The organism is Streptomyces sp. NPDC086519 (assembly GCF_040686075.1).
GTDB lineage: Bacteria > Actinomycetota > Actinomycetes > Streptomycetales > Streptomycetaceae > Streptomyces > Streptomyces shenzhenensis.
On record NZ_JBFBJL010000062.1, the window covers coordinates 14,323 to 36,653 of the forward strand.

The window sequence follows — 22,331 nt, forward strand, 5'->3', positions numbered from 1 at the left end:
GCAGCGCCGTCTGTCGGCCGAACCCCGGCGGAGCGCCTAGTACCAGTGGTTGGCCTGCCAGAACGACCAGGCCTCACAGGGGCTGCCGTACCGGGAGTTCATGTAGTTCAGGCCCCACTTGATCTGCGTGGCCGGGTTGGTCTGCCAGTCGGCGCCCGCGGAGGACATCTTGGAGCCGGGCAGGGCCTGGAAGAGACCGTAGGCACCGGAGGAGGCGTTGACCGCATGGTAGTTCCAGCTGGACTCGTGGTCCACGATGTTGCTGAAGCACTGGAACTGGCCGCCGGCCACCATCTGCTGCGCCATCGCCTGGATCTGCGCCACGGTGTACGAGCTCTGGACCGGGAAGCTGGACGCGGAGGAACGGCTGGCCGCCTCCTTCGCGTCGGCGCGCGCCTTGGCCTCCTTCGCGGCCTTCTCCGCCTGGGCCTTCTTGGCCTCGGCGGTCTTGGCCGCGGCCACCCGGGCGGCCTGCTCGGCGTCCTTCTTGGCGGACACGTCCGCCTGGATCGCCACGGCGTCGGCCTGCTGCGTCAGGGACGCGGTCTGCACCTGGGCCTGCTGGCCCGCGGGCAGGTCAGCGAGGAGCGTGGTGTCGGCTGCCGTAGCCTCAGCGTCGTTGTTCGGCTGGGCAACACTGCCCGAGGCGACGCCTACGACGCTTCCGACGGCGGTGACCGCGGTGGCCGAGGCCACTGCGAATCCCCGGACCGAGATCCGGCTCACACGGTTTCCTTCCAGCATCGCCCGCTTCGGTGACCCTGGCGGACGCAATCTTGCCCCTGACACTGGTCTCCTCACTACTGGGTCACGGGAGACACGGGCCCGGTGGGCAACTCCCAACCGGGAGCGCCGCGTGGTGCTCGGGCGGCATACGACGTCGCTATGGAATTAGCAGTGATGCTTCTGTTGTTCCGTACCGCTGGGGGTACAGGTGTGTCGTATGCGGGGCCTGACAGGACTGAGACTTTGCCGTAACCCGACGCCGGGTGGCAATTCAGAGTTGCGTGTGAAAGCTCACATCCGGTTTCTCCCCGGGGATTTCAGGAAACCGCCACGCACGGAGGCGCCGCCCGGCTAGGCTCGAGGCCTTTGCCGGACGGCGCCAACGGGTAGGCGATCAGCCCAGGTTGGACAATCCGATCAGATGGTTCAGATGTGCCCGTCCTCCAGCATTTCGGTCACAAGGGCGGCGATCTGGGACCTCTCGGACCGGGTGAGGGTGACATGCGCGAAGAGCGGATGCCCCTTCAGCTTCTCCACGACGGCGACCACACCGTCGTACCGTCCCACTCGCAGATTGTCCCTTTGTGCCACATCGTGGGTCAGAACCACCCGCGAGTTCGCGCCGATCCGGGACAGAACGGTCAGCAGGACGTTCCGCTCCAGCGACTGGGCCTCGTCCACGATCACGAACGCGTCGTGCAGGGAGCGGCCGCGGATGTGGGTGAGTGGCAGCACCTCCAGCATCCCGCGGGCGGTGACCTCCTCGATGACCTCGCGGCTGGTGACCGCAGAGAGGGTGTCGAAGACCGCCTGCGCCCAGGGGCTCATCTTCTCGGCCTCGGAGCCCGGCAGATAGCCGAGTTCCTGCCCGCCGACCGCGTACAGCGGGCGGAAGACCATCACCTTCTGGTGCTGGCGGCGCTCCAGGACCGCCTCCAGGCCCGCGCACAGCGCCAGCGCGCTCTTGCCGGTGCCGGCCCGGCCGCCCATCGACACGATCCCGACGTCCGGGTCGAGCAGCAGGTCGAGCGCGATGCGCTGCTCGGCACTGCGGCCCTTGATGCCGAACGCCTCCCGGTCACCGCGCACCAGGCGGATGTTGCCCTCCGCGGTCACCCGGCCGAGCGCCTTGCCACGCTCCGACTGGATGGTCAGACCGGTGTGCACGGGGAGGTCGGCGGCCTCCGGGACGTACACATGGCCCTCCTCGAAGAGGATGTCCACCTGTTCGCCGGGCAGGGTCAGTTCGGACATCCCCGTCCAGCCGGAGGAGTCCGTGATGGCGAGTTCGGCGCGGTACTCCTCGGCGAGGAGGCCGACCGACGAGGCCTTGATCCTGAGCGGCAGATCCTTCGAGACGACGGTGACGTCGTACCCCTCGGCCTGGAGGTTGCGGGCGACCGCGAGGATGCGGGAGTCGTTGTCCCCCAGGCGGTAGCCGGTGGGCAGCACGCTGGGGTCCGAGTGGTTGAGCTCGACACGGATGGTGCCGCCGAGGTCGCCGATCGGGATGGGGGCATCGAGGCGGCCGTGCCGGACCCGGTAGTCGTCGAGCAGGCGCAGCGCCTGCCGGGCGAAGTAACCGAGTTCGGGATGGTGCCGCTTGGCCTCCAGTTCCGTGACCACGACGATCGGCAGCACGACCTCGTGCTCCTCGAAGCGGGCCATGGCGTTCGGGTCGGCCAGCAGGACGCTGGTGTCGAGAACATAGGTGCGCCGGTCGGACTTGCGGCGCGTTGTGCTGGTCACCACGGAAGGACGTACCCCCTCGGATGAGGTCGGGGAGCGACGAAGGCGAGCTGGACCGGTTGACGGCCGCTCTGCACGGGCCGAAAACCGGCCCCCCGCTGCTTCTTCCGTGCCGTGACCGCACGGTCGGGCTGGTGCAAAGGGCCTCCCGGGCGGACGGCCCCGAGCCGCCCGCTGAGAACCGATGCCCGTGGTTCGGGCATCGACCTGCTTGGCTTATGCCCTCGAACATGCGCCACCATGCAACGGTCCGCAACGGCGCGCAGGTGAACTCCGCGTTACTCGCGCCCCAATATGGGTGATTTACGCCTCATGGGTGGAGTGGGGTCATCCACCGTGACGACGGGGTTGTCCAGCGTGGCGACGGCGGCGGGGGCCGTATGCCGTGTTGACGTCCGCCGTCACGATGACGTCACCCGCCGTAGCGGCGGTGCCGGGCCGCGTAGTCGCGCAGGGCGCGCAGGAAGTCGACCTTGCGGAACGCGGGCCAGAAGACCTCGCAGAAGTAGTACTCGGAGTGGGCGGTCTGCCAGAGCATGAATCCGGACAGCCGCTGCTCACCGCTGGTGCGGATCACCAGGTCCGGATCGGGCTGGGCGCCGGTGTAGAGGTGCCGGCCGATCATGTCGACGTCGACGGAGTCGGCGAGGTCCTCCATGGACACGCCCTTGTCGTTGGCGTCCAGGAGCATCGCGCGGACGGCGTCGGCGATCTCCTGGCGGCCGCCGTAGCCGATGGCGACGTTCACCAGTATTCCGTCGACGTGCGCGGTGGCCTCCTCGGCCTCCTTCAGCGCGGTCTGCATCGGGGAGGGCAGCAGGTCGGGGGTGCCGACGTGGTGGACGCGCCAGCGGCCGTCGGCGGCGAGGGTGCGGACGACGTCCTCGATGATGCCGAGAAGGGGGACCAGCTCCTCCTGGGCACGGTCGAAGTTGTCCGTGGACAGCAGCCAGAGGGTGACGACCTCGACATCGGTCTCGGAGCACCAGCCGAGGAACTCCTCGATCTTCTCGGCGCCGGCGCGGTGACCGTGCACCGTGCTGGAGCCCGCGGCCTTCGCCCAGCGGCGGTTGCCATCCATGATGACGCCGATGTGCTTGGGCACCTGAGCGTGATCCAGGTGGCCTTCCACCCGGCGCGCGTAGAGCCTGACGAGCAGGCCGCGCAGCTTGTCGCGCAGGTTCACTTGAAGTCCGCCCCTCGTGATTCGGATGCGGGAGTCCGCGTGGAGTCCGCGTGCTTGGGGATGCGGGAGTCCGCGCTCGCAGCCTACCCCGCTGGGAGTTGACGGAGGCTCGGGAGGGATGGCGCCCCATGGGGTGGCGGTCGGGGCCGCCGGGCGACCCGCGGACCCGTTGCGGCCGGTCGCGCCCCGCGGCGGAGCCGCGTACCGGCAGGCCCCGCACCCCTTTGCGGCGCGGCCCTGATGGCGCTTGACGGCGCTTGAAAAGCGGGGGGAGAACCGTGGACAAAAAACGGGCCGGTCCGTGGGGGGGGAGACGGACCGGCCCGAGGGGGGGCTTCCACCATAACCCTTCGTGAGTGATGCTGCGTGCATCAGCACGCATCAACTACTCTCCGGAGTCACCCGGCGACGCCCCGGTGGGTCCGAATCGCCGAATCCAGGGGCCTTGAATGGCCGATTCACAGCGGAATCCCAGGAAAAGCAGCCACCTACGGGGAGATCAAGAGGGTTTGGGCCGTCTTGGGGACGCCTCGGCGAGTTGCGCCCCCGTCCCCCCGACGGGCTACCCCGAGCGCGAACGGCGACTTGACGGGAGCAAGTGGGGCGTCGCGGCACCGCGCAGCCCCCTCCACTGCGCGGTACCACCCGCGCAGCTTTGCTTACGCGAATTGCCTTGGTCTGAACTTACGTGAGCCAACCGGGTGACATGAAGCGAAAGAGGTAACGATGTGAGAACACCGTGAAAACGAGAGCCGAACAGAGGGTACCCATGTTCACTTATGCACAGATCCATTCCCTAAGATGCGAGTTGACCGTATTGAGCCAGCACGTCACGACATACCCCATCTTGATCGTTTGACCGCCGCTACGGCCGGGCGGGGGTTTCCGGAGCCCGGACGGCGGTTCTTGGCCATTCTTCGCCGCCTGGCATTGCAAGGCGGATGGATCAGGCCCGGCGCAGCGGCCTGCGGGCGTCGAAGAGGTGCCGGGAGCTGTGCGCGACAAACGGGCCCTCCGCCTCGATCCGCCGGTGCAGGGCGCGGAGTTGGGGCTCGTACCCCTCGACCGAGAAGCCGGGGACCAGCCACACGACCTTGCGCAGGAAGTGCACGACGGCCGCGATGTCGTGGAACTCCATCCGCAGCCGCTCCGCCCGCAGACCGACGACCTCCAGCCCGGCCGCCTCCGCCGCGGCGCGCTCGCCGTCGGGGTGGCGGACGCCGCGGACGGCCTCCGGCTGCGGGCCGAGGAAGAACTCGACGAGCTCGAAGCCGCTGGCGGGCCCGACGTGCTGCGCGAAGTACGTGCCACCTGGGCGCAGCACGCGCGCGATCTCGGCCCAGTGGGCCCGCACCGGGTGCCGGCTGAGGACCAGGTCGAAGGTCTCGTCGGCGAACGGCAGCGGGGCGTCCTCAGGCGAGGCGACGACCACGACACCGCGAGCACTCAGCAGGGCACTCGCCTTCGTGACGTTCGGCGGCCAGCCCTCGGTGGCCGCGAGCGTCCGGGGCCGGTCCGGGGCCGCCCTGCCGAGGGCGAAGTCGAGCACCTCGCCGCCGCCGGTCTGGATGTCGAGCGCGGCGGTGGCAGCGGCCAGGCGACCGCCCGCCGCACGGGCGTACCCCCAGGAGGGACGGGCCTCGGTCGCCCGCCCCTCGAACCACGAGAAGTCCCACCCCTCGGTCGGCACGGCGGCACCCTCGGCGACGAGGTCCTCGAAGGTGCGGTGCGTCTGCTCTGCCATGGCCCGCATAATCGCAGCGGTTTGTCAGTGCCCGCTGCTAATTTCGCCCACCATGACGACTGACAGGACGTACGCCGCCGGTGAGAAGGAAACCCTGCACGCGAGCCTGGACCGGCACCGGGACGTGGTGCTGTGGAAACTGCGGGGCCTCGACGACGAACAACTGCGCCGCCCGATGACCCCGTCGGGGACGAACCTGCTGGGGCTGGTGAAGCATCTGGCGTCGGTGGAGTACGGCTGGTTCGTCTCGGCCTTCGGCGAGAAGGTGGAGCCGCTGTGGTTCGACCCCTACACCGACGAGGACATGACCGTCGGCCCCGGTGAGACGACCCAGCAGATCATCGACTTCTACGGCCGTGCGCGCGCCGCGGCCGACGCGGTGATCGCCGGACGCCCGCTGGACGCGGTGGGCCGCCCGGACTGGCGGGACCACCTGGTCTCGCTCCGCTGGGTCCTCGTCCACATGATCGAGGAGACGGCACGGCACGCCGGGCACATGGACATCGTGCGGGAACTGGTCGACGGGGCGACGGGGGACCAGCCGCGCCGCACCGAAACGGCGTGACAGGGCCGCAGGGCTCGTGACGAGGCCGCGGGGCTAGGGTCGAGGGGGTGCGGGCGCCCCGGCGGCGCCGTCGCGCAGGACGAGCAGCACATACCCCTCGTCCACGGGGTGCTCCGGGTCGTCGTACGGCACGAAGCCGCTCTTCTCCAGCAGGCGTACGGAGGCGGTGTTCTCGGCGAAGGGGTCGGCGAACAGGGGCCGTACGGTCTCCTCCCGGAGGAAGAGGGCGAGGGCGCGGCTGCCGACGCCTCTCCCCCAGTAGGCCCGCCCGAGCCAGTACCCGGTGAACCGGCGCTCGCCCTCCCACCAGGCGACGATGTTCCCCGCGACCTCCCCGTCCACCACGACGGTCCGCACCAGACCGGTCGGATTCCCGAGCACGCGCTCTCTCCAGTGCCGCAGGAAGGCCTCCCGCGGCCGGGGAGTGAACCGCGACCGCCGGACGGCTTCCGGATCGTGCTCGTAGGCGAGGAAGAGTTCGAGGTCGTCGTCCTGGACGGGACGCAGCCGGACGTCGTTGGTCGTCATACCGGCGAGTGTGGCACCCGCCACTGACAACGCCGGGCGGCCGGCTCTCCCGGACCCCTCTTACGGCACCAGCGGCCGGACCTCCTCCGCGGTGAACCGTACGAAGCCCTCGGGGTCGGGTTCGTCCGCCGTCGGCTGGAGGATGACGGTGTCGGCGCCGGCCTCCGCGAGCCGCCGCACGGCCTCGGCGACGGCGCCCGCGTCGCCGGCGACACCGAGACCGGGGACCGACTCCAGGCCCTCCGCGGCGAGTTCGGCGCGGAGCCGGGCGGGGGCGGCGGGCCCGGTGGCGGTGAGCAGGTAGACGACCACGTGGTGCGGATCGCCGTCCCCCCGCCCGGCAGCGGCCCGCCCCTCCGCGATGAGCTGCCGCGCCCGGCGGACGCCGTCGGGCGGGGTGGCGGCGGTGAGGATGGTCCCGTCGGCGGCCTCGCCGGTCAGCCGCAGGGTGCGGGGGCCTTCGGCACCGGCGAACACCGGGACGGGCCCGGCGGGCGGCCAGTCGAGCGCGACGTCGTCGAGCCGGACGTACCGCCCGCTGACGGTGAGCCGCTCCCCTCGCAGCAGTGCCCGCAGGGCGTCGAGATACTCACGCAGCAGGGTCACCGGGGACTGGGCGCGAGCGCCGACCTGCCCCATCCAGTCCTGCACACCGTGCCCGACACCGAGGACGGCACGCCCCGGGAACATCCGGTGCAGCGCGGCGGCCTCCATGGCGGCGATGGCGACGTTCCGCAACGGCACGGGCAACAGCCCGACCCCGACCCGCACCCGCTCACTCCACGCGAGCGCGGCAGCGGCGGTCGAGATCCCACCCTCCCGGAAACAGTCCTCCCACAGCCACAGCTCTTCGAGCCCCACGGCATCAGCGAGCCGAACGACAGCTTGCAGCCGCTCGGGGGGCAGTTGGGGGCGGAACACAGCGCCGAGTGCAGTCACGGGGAACGTCCTACCCTGCGGCCGCGGCCGGCACAACCACATTGCGCCGCCGGAGCAGGCGCCCGGTCTTCTCGGCGGTACCGTCGCTGCGGAGGTGACGCGGAGATGGCGCGTTGGCGGGACGGGCGGGGGACGTTGGTCGTACACGGGGGTGGAGGCGGGGCGACTGCCGTTCCGCTGGAGATCGCCACCTCGTATCGAGCCCGCACCAAGGGGCTGTTGGGGCGGGACGGTCTGGAGGGGGCGATCCTGCTCTCCCCCGCGAACGGCATCCACACGTTCCGCATGCGGATGCCGATCGATGTGGCCTATCTGGACCGCCGCCTGAACGTCATCGCCGTGCGGACGATGCCACCGGGCCGCCTCGGCCGCCCCCGCCTGCGCTCCCGGCACGTACTGGAGGCGGAGGCGGGGGCCATGGCCGAGTGGGGTGTGGGAGTGGGCACTCGGGTGACGGTGGAGGCGGCGGACGGCCGGCCGTGACCCGCGCCGGACGGTCCGGGGCCGCTTCGGTTCACCGGCTGCCCCACTGCCCCCGATCGACGTCACGAGAGGACGGCGTCGGCCCCGTGACCAAGGCCTGCGCCCTGACCGGCACCCACCAGGAGCAGCTCAAGATCGGTGACCCGTTCGACGTCGACGTCGACATCTCGCTGGACGCGCTCCAGGAGCTGTGACCACCGCCTCGGTCCTCAGTCAGCGGTTCAGCTCCACGACCGCGACCCCGAGACCCGCACCGGCCTCCGCCACGGCGGCGAACCGGGCGCGGACTTCGGCGGGCACGCGGATCACAATGTCGGCCATGGCGCAGGTATACGCCGTGCATACGGCCGCCGGTCCCCCGGCTGCCGTCAGCTCTCCGTCCGCGGGAACGTGACCTCCACCCGGCGGTTCTTCTTCCTTCCCTCCTCCGTCGAGTTGTCCGCGATCGGGTACTGCTCGCCGTAGCCGCGGACGTCGAAGGTGATGTTCGGATCGTTCAGGTCCTGGTCCAGGACGCCCTGTACGGCGTTGGCGCGCTGGCGGGAGAGGACGTCGCCGTGCGCCGAGGAGCCCAGGTCGTCGGTGAAGCCGAAGACGCGGACCTGGGTCGCGTTCTGCTTCCTGACCTCGTCCGCGATCGCCCCGATCCGCGCCTTCGCCGCCTCGCTCAGCTTCGCGCTGTCCTTGCCGAACAGCACCTCGGCCTGGAGGGCGAACGTCACGTCCGCGTTGGTGTCCGTACGGCGTTCGTCACCGCTCTGGTCCTCCACGACCGACTTGATGTCCAGGACCTTCGGCGCGGCGAGGGTGGCGCCTTCCGGGAGCTTCAGGTCGGGGTCGGTGGGGTCGATCTTCACGGGGGCACTGGCGGAGGGTGCGGTGCCCGGCGGGGCGCTCGGGTCGCCGTCGTCGGCACGGGCGGCGGCCGCACCGTGGAGATTCGCGACGAGCAGGAGCGTCGCGGCGCCCAGGGTCACGGGGAGGCGGGGTGTGGTCACTTCGGCCTCACCCGGAGATCTTGATGGTGCCGCTGGAGAAGGTGGGGAGTTGGAGGGTCACTTCGGTGGTGTCCGCCGGTGGGGCGGGGAACTGCATGAAGACGGGGATGGTCTGGCCGGCCTCGATCGAGGAGAGATCAGTCGTGGTGAGCGGCCGCCCGTCCGTGTCCCGCAGCACGTAGTACCGCTTCTTCCCCTTGGAGTCCACGAGCGTGGCGCCACCGAACGAGGTGCCGTGTTGGACGATCTCTGTCTCGTCGCCCCGCAGCGCCACGGGAACCACGACCATTTGCGAGCCGTCGTTCTTCAGGTTCGCATTGATGGTAAGGAAGCCACCCGAGTCCCGGATGGCGGAGGTCACTTGAAGAACCAGCCCGGAGGGCCCTGAGAGTTCGGCGAGGGGAGCCTCGGACTTCCCCTCCTGGGCACTCGGCTGAGACCCACCGCGGGGGGAGGCAGACGACGAGGCGCCAGGCTTCTTGCCGCCATCGCCACCGCTGCCGCATCCGGCCGCACCGAAGGCCAGACCGGCTGTGACAGCCAATGCAACCATCCCCCTGCGGGTCCTCGCAGGGAACCGAATGCTCATCGCACCGCTTCCTTCTTCACTCGTCGATTCGCTTGTCAGTCGGCCAGGTGCACATCGAAGAGGTCCTCGGGTCCCGGGAGATGCGTGAGATCGTCCGGATTCAGGGTCCATTTCCGGTCCCTGCAGGTGAGTTCGGGCAGGCCGCCGCCACCAGAAACTGCGAACGTGCAGAGCGGCTCGATCACGGCGGTGGCGTGTGCCGTCGACTTCATGTTCTCCGTGCCGGGGACGACGGAGTCGCCCACGGTCTTGTTTGTCTCGGCGTCGACCGTATAGCTCAGCGGCGGTTCGGGCGTGCACTGTACCGTCGCATCGTTCTGGGCGGCCAGTTGGACGGCGCGCCAGCAGGAGTCCGCCACGTTCACATTGCCGTTGAAGATGTCCTGCCACTTGGTCGGGTCCAGCACGTCCTTCACCCACTGGTCCGCAAGCTCGTCACGGGTGTTCATGGCCGCGGCGAGCGCCGCCGCGTCCGCGGCCGTCTGGGCACCGTTCCGGTTCACCGCGGCCTGGCCGACCGCGAAGTACGCGAACGCGAGAAAGAGCAGGCCTCCCACTACCGTGATGTAGATAGGGAAGGCCTGCCCAGAGTCGCCATAACGGCGGATGGGTATCACTTGATTTTGCTGATTTGCGTCATAATCGCCTGCAAAATCGTACTTCCGATGCTGGTCCCCGTGACCGCCAGCACGATAGCCACCACCACCGCGATGATCCCCAGGTACTCGACCGCGGTCTGACCCCGGTCGTCGGCACGGCGCTGCATTGCGACAAGCATCCTCAGCATCAGGTTGCTCATGGTGCTCCCCTCCGGGTTCGGTTTCGATCCTGGCACCGTATGGCGGAACATACCCACCGGCGGAGGGTCCCAGGACCCAAATCCGGACCCAGTTCACCCTGTTCATCCTCAGGCCACCCCCAGCCACTTGGCCGTCGCCTGGGCGCGGGTGGTGGTGTGGAGCTTGGCGAAGATGCGGTTGATGTGGTTCTTGACCGTCTTCTCGCTGATGAAGCAGACGGCGGCGATCTGCTGGTTGTTCATGCCGGACGCGATGAGGTTCATGATCTCCGCCTCCCTGCTGCTCAGTTGAAACCGGGACTGGGATGAATGTCCCACGGGTGGTTGCAGTTGCGAAAGCCCCTTGAGGGGAATTTTCCTTGGGACGGCGCGTAGTTCGGGTCCCTCGTGTGCAGTTGCGTCGCCTCTGACGTGGGCCAGCAACGCGTTCGTCGCCGTCGGTGTGAAGTGGGGGCGGCCCCGGCCCACGTCCCGTACCGCCTGGATCAGCTGCTGTGTCGTGAACTCGCCGTGGACCAGGTAGCCCCCGGCGCCCAGCCGGACCGCCTCCTGCACGAGGTCCGTCTCGTCGCTGTACGTCAGCATCATGACCGGGGCGACGCGGACCAGGCGGGGCAGTGCCGTCATGCCGTCCACGCCGGGCATGCGGACATCCAGGAGGATGACGTCGGGGCGGTGCTGCAAGGCTGCCTCGCAGGCCGCGCGGCCGTCCTCGGCCTCCGCCACCACGGTGAGGTCGTCCGCCGCGGAGAGGACGGTCGTCAGGCCCGCGCGGATCACCGGGTTGTCGTCGGCAACCAGGACCCGCAGGTCGCGCGGGTCGCGTGTCTCCTCGGTCATGTCAGTGGCACCTCCACTCGGACCTCCGTGCCCTTGTCGGTGGTCAGTTTGATGCGGGCGCCCACCGCCGCCGCCCGTTCCGTCATGCCGAGCAGGCCGAAGTGGCCGGTGCGGCGCAGGTCTTCGAGTGAAGTGTCCGGGGGGAGGCCCCGTCCGTCGTCGTGGATCGTCACCACCAGGTGGGTGGGGGTGGCGGCGGCCCGTACGTCGACCCTCGTCGCCCGCGCGTGACGGTGCGCGTTCTCCAGGGCCTCCGCCGCGATGCCCAGCAGCTGCCGGGCGGTGGGGGGCGGGAGCGGGACCGGGGTGGCGGGGCCGTCGTACCGGGCGGGGAGGGCCGTGCGCGCGGTGAAGCCGGTCGTCAGCGATTCCAGTTGGGACAGTACGTCGGTCTCGGCTCCGCCGCGCAGGTCCGTCAGGAGCTCGCGGGACTCCGCCGCCGCTCTGCGGGCCGCGCTCGCCAGCAGTCCGGCCTGCTGTCTGATCAGGGCCGGGTCCAGGCGGTCCGGGGGCGCGGCCGCCGACTGCGCGAGGCCGTCGGCGACCAGTGCCACGCCGTACAGCGTCTTGGTCACCGAGTCGTGCATCTCCCGGGCCAGCCGGGCGCGTTCGGCGCTCGCCGCCTCGGTCGCGGCCAGGCGGGCCCGGGTCTCGGTCAGCGCCTCGGTGGCGGTGCCGAAGCGGAGCATCAGGTTGCGCAGGGTCGAGCCCATCGCGCCGGTGATGACGCAGAGGCCGGGCAGGAGCAGGGACTCGGCCGGCAGTGAGTGGTGCTTCAGCGTCTCCTGTACCACCAGGAGGATCAGCGACTGGAGGGAGGCGAAGACGGCCGCTCCGCGCCAGCTGTAGAGGAGGCCGGCGAGGAGGGGTGTGCAGACGCTGACGTACGCGAGGGTGGTGTCGGGGCCCGCCGAGATCAGGAGCAGGGAGCCGAAGAGGGTGTCGGCGGCCAGGAGGGTCGGGTGGCGGAGCAGAAGGGGGCCGAAGCGCTGCCAGTCGCGGAAGAGGACGTACGAGATCATGAACGTGACGACCACCGCCGAGCCGACCAGGCGGACGCCCAGGCCGGGGGTGGCGTTGAGGAGGGCGGCGGGGGTCGCCACGGCGATCATCGCCAGGCGGAAGCCGAAGACCTGGCGGCCCATCGCCTGAAGGGCCCGGATCTCGACCTTCTCGCCGACGACTTGGCCGGCATCACCGGCATCACCGGCATCGTCGACTTGGCCTGCTCGGCCGGCCTGGCCGACATCGCCGCCTAGCCCGGCTCGGTCGGCTCGGTCGGCTCGGTCGGCTCGGCCGACAGGGCCGGTCTCTCCGGGCCTCCTGGTCGTCACGTCGTCGCCTCCGCCTACTTTCCCGTGACCGACCCGAAGTCGATCCCCGAGCCCAGCAGCAGGCCCGCGGCCAGCAGCAGCATCGTCGCCGGGACCATGAACGTGGTGATCATCAGCGTGGCCTTCGGCACCGCCCGGGCCGCCTTGCGCCGCGCGTTCTGGGCGTCGGTGCGGCGCATGTCCCTGGCCAGGGCGACCAGCGTGTCGACGATCGGCGCACCCAGCTCCTCGCCCTGCTGCAACGCCGTCACGAACATGGCGACCTGTTCGGAGTCGTTGCGGCGGCGGAGTTCCGCGAAGGCCTGGCGGCGGCTCATACCGAGGTCCATCTGGCGCAGGGTGATGCGGAGTTCGTCGGCCCAGGGGCCCTCGTAGTGCGTGGCCACCCGGTCCAGGGCCTGCCGGAAGCCGAGGCCGGCGCCGACCACCACCGCGAGCACGTCGAGGAAGTCCGGCAGGGTGCGTTCGATGACGTCCTTGCGGATGCGGATCGCCGACCAGATGCCGACCTCCGTCCAGAACGCGCCGAAGAGGAGGAGCAGGACGGCGACCAGCCACTGGCCGCGCAGCAGGAAGACCAGGAAGCCGGTGCCGCCGAGTGCGCCGTAGACCGCGCGGCGGGCCGCGTAGCGGTCGATGGTCAGGCCGCCGGGGTTGCCCGCCAGGTCGATCTTGCGGCGGTACCTGGCCACCTGGCGCGGGCCCATCAGGCGGAGCACGGCGGGGGCGTACCGCATGCCCATGCGGTCGATGAGGGAGTTGGCGGCGCCGGTGCGGGTGGCGCCCACCTCCAGGGCGATCGCCAGGTCGGAGGGGAGCTTCGCGTCGGCGCGGTACATGCGGACGCCCGCGAAGGCGCCGTAGACGGCGAGGGCCATGAGGAGGGCCAGCAGGAGTGTCATGTGACATACCACCTCTACCTATACGTCGATGCGGCTGAGGCGGCGGATGAGGATGAACCCGATGACGTACAGCCCGAAGGCGATGACCACGGCGGCCTGGCCGAGACCGGTGCCCGTCATGCGTTCCAGCGTGCCGCTCTTGACGCTGTTCATCAGCAGCAGGGCGCCGATGCCGAGCACCGGGACGGCGTACGAGGTCATCGTTACCTGGGAGAGCTGGGTGCGGATCTCCCGGCGGGTCTCCTTGCGCTCCTCCAGGGTCTCGGTCAGGTTGCGCAGCGCGGACACCACCTGGCCGCCCGCCCGGTTGGCGAGGACGAGCGTGGTGACGAGGACGACCAGCTCGCGGGAGGGGAGCCGGTCGGCGAGCTCGCCGAGCGCGTCGTCCATGGAGTGGCCGATCGCCAACTGGTCGGCGACCTTGGACAGTTCCTCGCCCGCCGGGGCCTCCAGCTCCTCCGCGGCCATGCCGATGGCGGTGCGCAGGGCGAGGCCGGCGTGGGTGGCGTTGGCCAGGATGCGGGCCAGTTCGGGGAGTTGGCCGATGAACCGTTCGATGCGTTTCTGCCGCTGCCAGTTGAGGAACTGGGCGGCGGCGAAGACGCCGAGCAGGCCGGCGATCGGGCCGAAGAAGGGGGCGAGGGCGGCCTGGCCGATGAGCCAGAGGGCCACGACGGCGGCGAGCATGTAGACGAAGAACTCGCCGGGGGTGACGTCCAGGCCGGTTGCCGCGAGGCGCAGTTCCAGGCGGCGGCCGAGGGAGGTGCCGCGCAGGCGCCGGTCCAGGTTGCGGAAACGGCGCCGGCGCCCGGTGGCGGGGGCCTGTCCGGTGTAGGAGAGGCGGTCCACCAGGGCGGCGCGCTGGGCCCGGCCGGAGGCGTAGGTGTGCAGGCCCACCACGGCCAGGAGGCAGGCCAGCAGGGTGATGCCGGTGGTGAGGGTGACGAGGTCGTGGAGGGGCATGGCCTACCTCGCTTCTCGGGTGGTGAGCTGGTCGAAGTGCTGGGCCACGCCGAAGGCCTGCGGGATCGGCTGGCTCGCCATGTAGAGGCGGTCGGCGGTGCGACGCGGGAGCGGGAAGTACTGGAAGGCGCCGTAGACCCGGCCGTCGTGGGTCATGGGCTGGGCGTCGAAGCGGGCCACGGTCACCAGCCGGTACGGCTCGCTGCCGTGGCTGTCGAGCATCGCGATCTCGGTGATCCGGCGGGCGCCGTCGGCGAACCGGGTCAGCTGGACGATCACCTCGACCGCGCTGTTGATCTGGTCGTGCAGGGCGACGAAGGGGACCTCGACGTCCGACATGGACGCCAGGGTCTGGAGCCGGGTCAGGGCGTCCTCGGCGCTGTTGGCGTGGACCGTGGCGAGCGAGCCGTCGTGGCCCGTGGACATCGCCTGGAGCATGTCGAGGGACTCGCCGCCGCGGACCTCACCGACCACGATCCGGTCGGGCCGCATCCGCAGCGAGTTGCGGACCAGGTCGCGGATGGTGATCTGGCCCTTGCCCTCGACGTTCGCCGGGCGGGACTCCAGGCGGACCACGTGGGTCTGCTGGAGCTGGAGTTCGGCGGAGTCCTCGATGGTGATGATGCGTTCGTGCGCCGGGATCAGGCCGGAGAGGGCGTTGAGCAGGGTGGTCTTCCCGGTGCCGGTGGCGCCGGAGACGATGATGTTGAACTTCGCCTGCACCAGGCCTGCCAGCAGGAACACCATGTGCTCGTCGAGCGAGCCGAGGCCGATCAGCTCCTGGAGGGTGAAGGAGCGCGGGAATCGGCGGATGGTGAGGGTGGGGCCGGTCAGGGAGAGCGGCGGGATGATGACGTTGACGCGTTCGCCGGAGGGGAGGCGGGCGTCGACCATCGGGTTCGACTCGTCGACCCGGCGGTTGACCGTGGAGACGATGCGTTCGATGGTCTGCATCAGCTGGTCCGCCGAGACGAAGCGGAGCGGCAGCTGTTCGACGCGGCCGCCGCGTTCGACGAAGATCGCGTCGGGGCCGTTCACCATGATCTCCGTGATCGAGGCGTCTTCGAGGAGCGGTTCCAGGATGCCGAGGCCGAGGGCCTCGTCGACGACCCGGCGGATCAGCTGGGAGCGTTCGACGGTCGACAGGACCGGGCCCTCGCGGCTGATGATGTGGCCGAGGACGCGTTCGAGACGGGCCCGGCGCTCGGCGGCGGCCAGCGCGCTCATCTCCGCGAGGTCGATCTCCTCCAGCAGCTTGGCCCGGTACAAGGAGACCAGGTGGCCGTCCTCGCCCCGACTGCCCTGCTCCTCGGGGGAGTTGATGCGTGCCCGCAGGCTCATGGTTGCCGTGCTCCTCGTTCAGTGGTCGACGGGCATCGTGGCGGACTTGGTGGCGTTGCCGAGGTCCCAGAGGATCTTCGGGATGTGGACCGTGGCGGTGACCGTGACCGAGTCGCCGCCGCCGGAGGACACGCAGCTCACGTCCATCCCGCTGCTGACCGCGGACGAGCAGGCGGCGCCGACGTCCTCCGCCAGCGAGGCGGCGCGTGCCCCCGCCCGGGCCGCCGTCCCGGCCTGCTCGGCGGCGTAGGCGACGGCACCGAGCTGGATGCCTGCCAGGCCGACGACGAGGAGGACCGGGAGGAAGCCGAGGTACTCGACGGCGACCTGGCCGCGGTCGCGGGGCTGCCGACGGGAGCGCATCTCAGTTCTTCACCTCCTCCACCGTGCCGGCGTGGCCGTGCACGGTGACGGGGAAGTCGATCGAGCCGGGGAAGAGGACCGGGACGCGCAGGGAGACGTCCGCGGTCACCATGCCGGTGCCGCCGCACTGGTCCACCTTGGCCCCCTCCCGCCAGGCGCCGGAGAGGTCCTCCAGCGCGGCGCGCTCGCAGACGCCGGAGCGTTCCCCCCGGGGGACGGCCGTGCCCGCCCGTACGCCCTCGTCGGCAGCGTTCCCCGCGAGGGTGAAGGCGTACCCCACGAGGACGGCCTGCCACATGAGGACGAGGGTGAGGATGATGACCGGGGTCATGCCGAGGAGTTCTATGGAGACCTGGCCGCGGTCGCGGGGGAAGGGGGCGGCGGGCCGTCGGCCGGGTGCGGGTGTGTGGGGGCTGGTCGCGCAGTTCCCCGCGCCCCTGAAGGGGCGCTGCGCGCGCCCAAGGGGCGCGGGGCTGCGTTGGATGTGCGGCTGCCGCCGCGCGGGCGCGCTCAAGCCCCACCGGCCCGCACCCGACCGAAAACCCAACGCCCCCGAGCCCGCCCGACCGCGCCTCATGGGAGTTCCTTCCGCCGTCTGAACCCCACCGCCGCCCGCTCCCCGCCCCGCGCCCGCCGCGCCGGTGCCGGTCCGCCCTCTGCCGTCCGCACCAGCCCCAGCTCCCCGGCCAGCCCCCACAGCGCCTGCTTCACGGTGCTCCGCGAGTCCAGCTCGTGCATCCGCCCCGCGTCCACCGCGCCCTGAAGTTCCTTGAAATTGGCCGGAATCGGTGTCCGCGCCATGGCTGTCCCGGTGATGCGGGCGATCAGCGCCGGCTGGATCTCCGTACCGCGCGTGTACCGGTTGACCACCACCGTCGTCTCCTCGGCCTTGCGGATCTGCAGCCGGTCCCACATCCGCACCGTCCGCTTCGCCGCCCGCACGGCGACCACGTCCGGCGTGGTGACCAGCAGGGCCATGTCGGCGGTCTCCACGGCCGCCGCGCCCGCTCCGCCGAGCTGTGCGCCGCAGTCGACGACGACCACCTCGTAGCGGGAGCGGAGGGCGCTGAGGATCTGGCGGGCGGCGCGGTCGGTGACCTCCTCGCCGCGTTCGCCCTCGGCCGGCGCCAGCAGCAGCGCCAGCCCGGAGTCGTGCCGGAAGACGGCCTCGGCCATGACCCGCGGGGAGATGTCGCCCACCGCGGCGAGGTCGGCGACCGAGCGGCGGAACTGGACGTCCAGGTAGGAGGCGACGTCCCCGGTCTGGAGGTCGAGGTCGACGAGGGCGGTGGAGTGGCCGGAGGCCTGCGCGGCGAGGGCGATCTGGACCGCGACGAGGGTCGCGCCGGTGCCGCCCTTCGCGCCGCTGACGGTGACGACGGTGCCGCCGACGCCGGCGAACACGTCGGCGCCGTGGCCGAGATGGCGTCGTACGCCGGTGGACCACTGGGCGACGGCCTGGACCCGGCCGGCCAGTTCCTCGTAGCTCAGCGGGAGCCCGACCAGGCCGCGGGCGCCGGAGTCCATCGCGGCGGCGAACAGGCCGGGGCTGGTGTCGGTGGTGACCAGGACGACGCCGACGGCGGGGAAGCGCAGGGCGACCTCGCGGATCAGTTCGAGGGCCGGGACGGGGCCGATGCGTTCGTGGACGACGACGACCTCGGGGAGTTCGTCGACGGACTCGGCGGCGGCCCGGGCGAGGGCGTCGACGAGTCCGGTGGAGTCGACGACGGGGGCCAGCGGTTCGGCGTCCGGGAGCTGGCTGAGCAGGGAGACCAGGGAGCGGACGGCGTCCGCGTCACCGACGGCGGGGAGGATCCTGATGGGCATGGAAGGCGCCTCTCACTTGTCCGTCGCGAGTTCGTAGGTGCGGTCCTTGTCCGGCACGGTGGTCGTGGTACCGGGGGCGACCAGGGCGAGGCGGACCCGCTGGGCGAAGGACTCCGCGTAGGTGAGGCGCTGGGCGTCGAGTGTGGACAGCGCGAAGGTGATGGGGACGGCGTCGGTGGGCTGCTGGTTCTTGTTGTCCGGTTCCAGCGAGGTGAGTTGGCCGACGTCCAGGACCTGGGCGTTGGTGACGATGATCTTCGACTGGTCGGGGTCGCTCTGCTGCTTGCCCTCGAAGGTGGCATAGACGTTGACCCGCGAGCCCGGGGTGATCTTGCCGGCCACCCCGGTGGCCGCGTCGATCATGATCGCGACCTCCTGCTCGCCCGGCTTCAGTTCGGGCTGGTCGACGATCATGTCGGTCTGGAGCAGCGACCCCTTCTTCAGCGTGGTGACCGCGATCTTGCCCTGGATCTGGCTGAGGCTGGTGACGGCGTTGGCGGACAGCCACCGTTCGGGCATCGAGATCTTCTTGAACTGGCTCGCGCTCAACGTGGTGTACGGCGTGACATCGGACCGCAGTTCGTACGCGGTGACCTTGGGGCCGACCTCGGACTTCGCGTTGTCGATGACCGAGAGCACGCCGGCGAACGCGGCGAGCGCGCAGATCACCGACAGGATCAGGAGTATCACGCCGCGGCGCTGACGGGAGTTCATGGACCGTGCGACCTCATCGGGGAAGCGGGAGGGAGTGGGGGAACCGAGCGGTGGTGCGAGGTACGGGTCAGGCGGGCGTCCGCCGTTCCAGCGCGCGGGGCGTCGGCGGGTCGTAGTCGGGCGGGGTGGCGGAGCAGAAGACGCAGCGGTCGCCGATGACGTCGACGCCGCACCAGTGGCAGCTGGTCTGCCGTACCGAGGTGACCAGTTGGTAGAGGACCGACAGGTCGGCGAGGTAGCTGGTGAACTCGATCATCCGGCTGGTGCCCCACCACACGGCCGACTCGGCGGGCAGCGGGGTCTCGCGCAGGCCGTGCGCGCCCCAGGCCTTGGCGAGGCCGCCGATCCAGTCCGACTGTAGCTGGCCCCTGGCGACGAGCGTCCAGGTGCTGAACTCGGGGCCGTTCAGGACGGCCTCGGGTGCGACCCGGACCAGTTGCGGCTCGGGGTGGGCGACGACCGCGAACTGGGTACCGGGCATCCAGGACTTGGCGTGCGCCTTGAGGCCGACCGGGACGCGGTCCAGTTTGGCGACGGAGCCGAGGACGGCGCCGGAGTGGATGTAGTGGGTGAGCAGCCGGCCGGCCGACGCGAGCACGCCGGGGCTGAGGTCGCAGGAGGCCAGCTGCCGCAACTGGCGGGCCAGCACGGCGATGCCGAGCGGCGGCAGGTCGGGGCGGAAGAGTGCGATCCGGTCGCTCTCCAGGAGGGAGCGCAGGGTGTGCAGCCGCCGGACCACGGCGTCCGGTACGGCGTCCGAGTACACGACGATCACATGTCCGTGCTGCTCGATGAGGGCCACGAACTCGGCGAGGGTCTGCTCCAGCGGGCGCTTGTCCAGGTCCCGGAGCACGACCGCGGGCATGGTCCGCTCGTCCTGGATCGGCAGCGCCATGTCAGCACTGGTCACGGCAATGGCAGTTGGCACGCGCAGCTCCCCGCTCTTCACACCCGGCGGCCCACCGGTGTTACTCCAATGAGCCGGGTCGACTTCATTGCGTGACTTCCTCAGCACTGTATCCACGCGTCTGTGACCGGAGAACAGCGTTTGTGCAGCTGTCTGGGATCCGTGGCCGCACAAGTGACGCCAAACCGGGACAGGTTGAGCATATGACCGGGGCTTGTTCAGCCTTCAGGAGGCTTCCGCGGACCTTTGAATTTGGTCTGGACCTATTGACATGCGAATTGGTCTGGACCACCTTGATTGTCATGCCCAGACTCATCCCCCGGCTCGTGTCCCGGCATGCCGGACAGCGACGCATCCGCATCTGGTCGGCCGTGGCCACCCTCGCCACGGCACTCGCGATGGCGGGCCTGGCCTCCGCGCCGGCCTCCGCCGCCGACGTCAACAACGCGAAGAACCCCGGCTTCGAGTCGGGCCTGAGCAACTGGACCTGCTCCGCGAGCAGCGGTACGACGGTCTCCTCCCCCGTCCACTCGGGCGCCGCCGCGCTGCGGGCGACCCCGGCCGGGCAGGACTACGCCCAGTGCAGCCAGACGGTGGCGGTCCAGGCCAACTCGGCCTACACGCTGAGCGCGTGGGTGCAGGGTGCCTACACCTACCTCGGGGTCACCGGCACCGGCACCACGGACGTCTCGACCTGGACCCCGAACACGTCCTGGACGCAGCTGTCGACGACCTTCACCACCGGCGCCTCGACCACCTCGGTGACGGTCTGGACCCACGGCTGGTACGGCCAGGCCGCCTACTACGCCGACGACTTCTCGGTGTACGGCCCCGACGGCGGCGGCGGCTCCGGCCCGGGCCCGACCGTCCCCGCGACCCCCACCGGCCTCGCGGTCTCCGGTACGACGTCGTCCTCCGCGTCCCTGTCCTGGTCCGCGGTGTCGGGCGCGACCGGCTACAACGTCTACCGGAACGGCAGCAAGGTCTCGGCGGTCACCGGCGCCTCGGCCACCGTCACCGGGCTCGCGGCCTCGACGTCGTACTCCTTCCAGGTCACCGCGACCAACTCGGCGGGTGAGTCGGCGAAGTCGTCGGCGGTGACGGCGACCACGACCGCGTCCGGCGGCAGCGGCGGCGGCTCGCTGCCCAAGCACGCGGTGACGGGCTACTGGCAGAACTTCAACAACGGTGCCACCGTCCAGAAGATCTCGGACGTGCCGTCGTCGTACGACATCATCGCCGTCGCCTTCGCGGACGCGACCAGCACACCCGGCGCGGTGAGCTTCACCCTGGACTCCGCCGGGCTCGGCGGGTACACGGTCGACCAGTTCAAGGCCGACATCAAGGCCAAGCAGGCGGCCGGCAAGAAGGTCGTCATCTCGATCGGCGGCCAGAACGGCACGATCTCGGTGAGCGACTCGGCGTCCGCGACGAACTTCGCCGACTCCGTCTACTCGCTGATGCAGACGTACGGCTTCGACGGCGTCGACATCGACCTGGAGAACGGCATCAACGCCACCTACATGACCCAGGCGCTGCGCTCGCTGTCGGCGAAGGCGGGCTCGTCGCTGATCATCACGATGGCTCCGCAGACCATCGACATGCAGTCGACGTCCAACGCGTACTTCCAGACGGCCCTGAACGTCAAGGACATCCTCACGGTCGTCAACATGCAGTACTACAACAGCGGTTCGATGCTGGGCTGCGACGGCAAGGTGTACAGCCAGGGCTCGGTGGACTTCCTCACCGCGCTCGCCTGCATCCAGCTCCAGGGCGGCCTGAGCCCCTCCCAGGTGGGCCTCGGCCTGCCGGCGTCGACCAGCGCGGCCGGCAGCGGCTACGTCTCGCCGACCGTGGTGAACAACGCCCTGGACTGCCTGACCAAGGCCACCAACTGCGGCTCCTTCAAGCCGTCGACGACGTATCCCGACCTGCGGGGCGCGATGACCTGGTCGACGAACTGGGACGCGGCGGCCGGGAACGCGTGGTCGTCCTCGGTGGGCGCCCATGTGCACGCGCTGCCGTAACGGCTCTTGAGTGGTGGACTCCGGCGGCCGGGCAGGCCGCCGGAGTCCGGGCCGACGCGGAGCCCTCCGGCCGTGGGGCAGCCACCAGGGCCGGAGGGCTCGCTCGCGAACGGGCCGGACTACTGGCGGGCGTCGAGGCCCTTGGCCTCGGCCTTGTCCTCGGCCTCGGACTTGCCCTCGGTATCGGACTTGCCCTCGGCCTCGGCTTCGGCATCGGCCTCCGCCCGCGCCTCCAGCGCGTCGTCTTGCGCTTCCTCGCCGTCGTCGAAGTACGCGTCGAGGACCGCGTCCAGCTGCTCCTCCCACTCCTTGAAGCGGGAGCGGGACGTCGCCTCGATCTCGATCGGGTACCAGCGGCGGTCCGGGGTGTGGACGGTGATCGTGAAGCGCTTGCCGAAGCGCGGGGTCTCGGTCTCGATCGCGCCGATCTCGTCCCAGCGGAACTCGCACTTCTCCTCGTCGAGGCTGAGGCGCACGCCCTGGTGGTCGGCGACTATCCGGGCGCGGCGGTCGGCGGCCTCGAAGGCGGGACCCTCGGGGGCCTGCTCGTCGTCCTCGGCCACGGTGTCCGCGGCCGCGGCCGGGGCCTCGATCTCGACCTCGGCCTCCGCCTCGACCTCGGCCACCGGTTCCGCCGCCGCCTCCGCGTCCTCGGCCTTCTCCGGCCGGGCGTCCTGTGGCCGGGCGGACGCGGGTGAGGTGAGCCCGGGGATGAAGGCCGGGTCGAATCCGGCGCCCTCCAGGGGCTGGCTGTTGGCTCCTATGCGCTGCTCCACAGCGGGCAGTATGGTCCAAGAACCTGTG

Annotated in this window: 24 protein-coding genes; 3 read left to right on the forward strand and 21 right to left on the reverse strand. The window is 70.5% G+C overall.

The genetic code is table 11. The features are described from left to right. Positions 1-36 precede the first annotated feature (36 nt). From AB0P24_RS38165 to AB0P24_RS38180, 4 genes are all read right to left on the reverse strand, one after another. Positions 37-726, reverse strand: a complete 690-nt coding sequence (locus AB0P24_RS38165; RefSeq protein ID WP_365802278.1) for a transglycosylase SLT domain-containing protein — start codon at positions 724-726, stop codon at positions 37-39. Positions 727-1,152: 426 nt separating this feature from the next. After that, positions 1,153-2,478 carry a PhoH family protein gene (locus AB0P24_RS38170; protein ID WP_181808154.1) on the reverse strand — a complete coding sequence of 442 codons (1,326 nt, stop codon included), beginning with the start codon at positions 2,476-2,478 and terminating at the stop codon, positions 1,153-1,155. 409 nt (positions 2,479-2,887) lie between these two features. Further along, entirely contained in the window at positions 2,888-3,661 is a 774-nt protein-coding gene (locus tag AB0P24_RS38175) for an isoprenyl transferase (protein WP_365802280.1), read from the reverse strand. A 946-nt stretch (positions 3,662-4,607) separates the two neighbouring features. Beyond that, positions 4,608-5,405: a class I SAM-dependent methyltransferase gene (locus AB0P24_RS38180; protein ID WP_365802282.1), complete on the reverse strand. Its 798-nt coding sequence runs from the start codon at positions 5,403-5,405 to the stop codon at positions 4,608-4,610. A gap of 52 nt (positions 5,406-5,457) precedes the next feature. On the opposite strand from AB0P24_RS38180, the gene AB0P24_RS38185 reads away from it, so the two are divergent. Then, on the forward strand, positions 5,458-5,970 hold the full coding sequence (locus AB0P24_RS38185) for a DinB family protein (RefSeq protein ID WP_365802284.1): 513 nt from the start codon (positions 5,458-5,460) through the stop codon (positions 5,968-5,970). Positions 5,971-6,003: 33 nt separating this feature from the next. Here AB0P24_RS38185 and AB0P24_RS38190 read toward each other — a convergent pair whose 3' ends face one another. Together AB0P24_RS38190 and AB0P24_RS38195 are read right to left on the reverse strand one after the other, a co-directional pair. Next, on the reverse strand, positions 6,004-6,498 hold the full coding sequence (locus AB0P24_RS38190) for a GNAT family N-acetyltransferase (RefSeq protein ID WP_365802286.1): 495 nt from the start codon (positions 6,496-6,498) through the stop codon (positions 6,004-6,006). A gap of 60 nt (positions 6,499-6,558) precedes the next feature. Then, complete coding sequence (locus AB0P24_RS38195) at positions 6,559-7,437, reverse strand: LLM class flavin-dependent oxidoreductase (protein WP_365802288.1); 879 nt, start codon at positions 7,435-7,437, stop codon at positions 6,559-6,561. A 105-nt stretch (positions 7,438-7,542) separates the two neighbouring features. On the opposite strand from AB0P24_RS38195, the gene AB0P24_RS38200 reads away from it, so the two are divergent. Then, entirely contained in the window at positions 7,543-7,920 is a 378-nt protein-coding gene (locus AB0P24_RS38200) for a DUF192 domain-containing protein (protein WP_365802290.1), read from the forward strand. A 368-nt stretch (positions 7,921-8,288) separates the two neighbouring features. Here the strand turns inward: AB0P24_RS38200 and AB0P24_RS38205 are convergent, their stop codons facing one another. From AB0P24_RS38205 to AB0P24_RS38270, 14 genes are all read right to left on the reverse strand, one after another. Then, positions 8,289-8,918, reverse strand: a complete 630-nt coding sequence (locus tag AB0P24_RS38205; RefSeq protein WP_365802292.1) for an OmpA family protein — start codon at positions 8,916-8,918, stop codon at positions 8,289-8,291. A gap of 7 nt (positions 8,919-8,925) precedes the next feature. Beyond that, positions 8,926-9,507, reverse strand: coding sequence for a hypothetical protein (locus AB0P24_RS38210; protein ID WP_365802294.1), 582 nt, complete (start codon positions 9,505-9,507; stop codon positions 8,926-8,928). A gap of 35 nt (positions 9,508-9,542) precedes the next feature. Continuing rightward, entirely contained in the window at positions 9,543-10,124 is a 582-nt protein-coding gene (locus AB0P24_RS38215) for a pilus assembly protein TadG-related protein (RefSeq protein WP_365802296.1), read from the reverse strand. Then, positions 10,121-10,306 (reverse strand): hypothetical protein, encoded by a 186-nt coding sequence (locus AB0P24_RS38220; RefSeq protein ID WP_365802298.1) that lies wholly within the window; start codon positions 10,304-10,306, stop codon positions 10,121-10,123. Before AB0P24_RS38220 ends, AB0P24_RS38215 begins: the two co-directional genes overlap by 4 nt. 108 nt (positions 10,307-10,414) lie before the next feature. Further along, the gene (locus tag AB0P24_RS38225) at positions 10,415-11,146 is read right to left on the reverse strand and encodes a response regulator transcription factor (protein ID WP_365802300.1); all 732 of its coding nucleotides are present in this window, start codon (positions 11,144-11,146) and stop codon (positions 10,415-10,417) included. Next, positions 11,143-12,291, reverse strand: a complete 1,149-nt coding sequence (locus AB0P24_RS38230; RefSeq protein ID WP_365802302.1) for a histidine kinase — start codon at positions 12,289-12,291, stop codon at positions 11,143-11,145. The genes AB0P24_RS38225 and AB0P24_RS38230 overlap by 4 nt, the downstream gene beginning before the upstream one ends. A gap of 203 nt (positions 12,292-12,494) precedes the next feature. After that, positions 12,495-13,382, reverse strand: coding sequence for a DUF5936 domain-containing protein (locus AB0P24_RS38235; RefSeq protein WP_365802304.1), 888 nt, complete (start codon positions 13,380-13,382; stop codon positions 12,495-12,497). Between the two features lie 18 nt (positions 13,383-13,400). Continuing rightward, positions 13,401-14,345 carry a type II secretion system F family protein gene (locus AB0P24_RS38240; protein ID WP_365802306.1) on the reverse strand — a complete coding sequence of 315 codons (945 nt, stop codon included), beginning with the start codon at positions 14,343-14,345 and terminating at the stop codon, positions 13,401-13,403. Positions 14,346-14,348: 3 nt separating this feature from the next. Further along, positions 14,349-15,686: a CpaF family protein gene (locus AB0P24_RS38245; RefSeq protein WP_365802308.1), complete on the reverse strand. Its 1,338-nt coding sequence runs from the start codon at positions 15,684-15,686 to the stop codon at positions 14,349-14,351. Positions 15,687-15,704: 18 nt separating this feature from the next. After that, on the reverse strand, positions 15,705-16,049 hold the full coding sequence (locus tag AB0P24_RS38250; RefSeq protein ID WP_365802310.1) for a TadE/TadG family type IV pilus assembly protein: 345 nt from the start codon (positions 16,047-16,049) through the stop codon (positions 15,705-15,707). A gap of 1 nt (position 16,050) precedes the next feature. After that, positions 16,051-16,380, reverse strand: a complete 330-nt coding sequence (locus AB0P24_RS38255) for a pilus assembly protein (RefSeq protein ID WP_181804255.1) — start codon at positions 16,378-16,380, stop codon at positions 16,051-16,053. 242 nt (positions 16,381-16,622) lie between these two features. Beyond that, positions 16,623-17,879 carry a P-loop NTPase gene (locus AB0P24_RS38260; RefSeq protein WP_365802312.1) on the reverse strand — a complete coding sequence of 419 codons (1,257 nt, stop codon included), beginning with the start codon at positions 17,877-17,879 and terminating at the stop codon, positions 16,623-16,625. A gap of 12 nt (positions 17,880-17,891) precedes the next feature. Continuing rightward, a complete protein-coding gene (cpaB, locus tag AB0P24_RS38265) occupies positions 17,892-18,593 on the reverse strand; it encodes a Flp pilus assembly protein CpaB (RefSeq protein ID WP_181804031.1) in 702 nt (233 codons plus the stop codon). 67 nt (positions 18,594-18,660) lie between these two features. Continuing rightward, a complete protein-coding gene (locus AB0P24_RS38270) occupies positions 18,661-19,488 on the reverse strand; it encodes a hypothetical protein (protein WP_365802352.1) in 828 nt (275 codons plus the stop codon). 314 nt (positions 19,489-19,802) lie between these two features. Between AB0P24_RS38270 and AB0P24_RS38275 the strand changes: the two genes are divergently transcribed. Further along, the gene (locus AB0P24_RS38275; protein ID WP_365802314.1) at positions 19,803-21,527 is read left to right on the forward strand and encodes a glycosyl hydrolase family 18 protein; all 1,725 of its coding nucleotides are present in this window, start codon (positions 19,803-19,805) and stop codon (positions 21,525-21,527) included. Between the two features lie 119 nt (positions 21,528-21,646). Here AB0P24_RS38275 and AB0P24_RS38280 read toward each other — a convergent pair whose 3' ends face one another. Then, complete coding sequence (locus AB0P24_RS38280; RefSeq protein WP_365802316.1) at positions 21,647-22,303, reverse strand: hypothetical protein; 657 nt, start codon at positions 22,301-22,303, stop codon at positions 21,647-21,649. Positions 22,304-22,331: the final 28 nt, after the last annotated feature.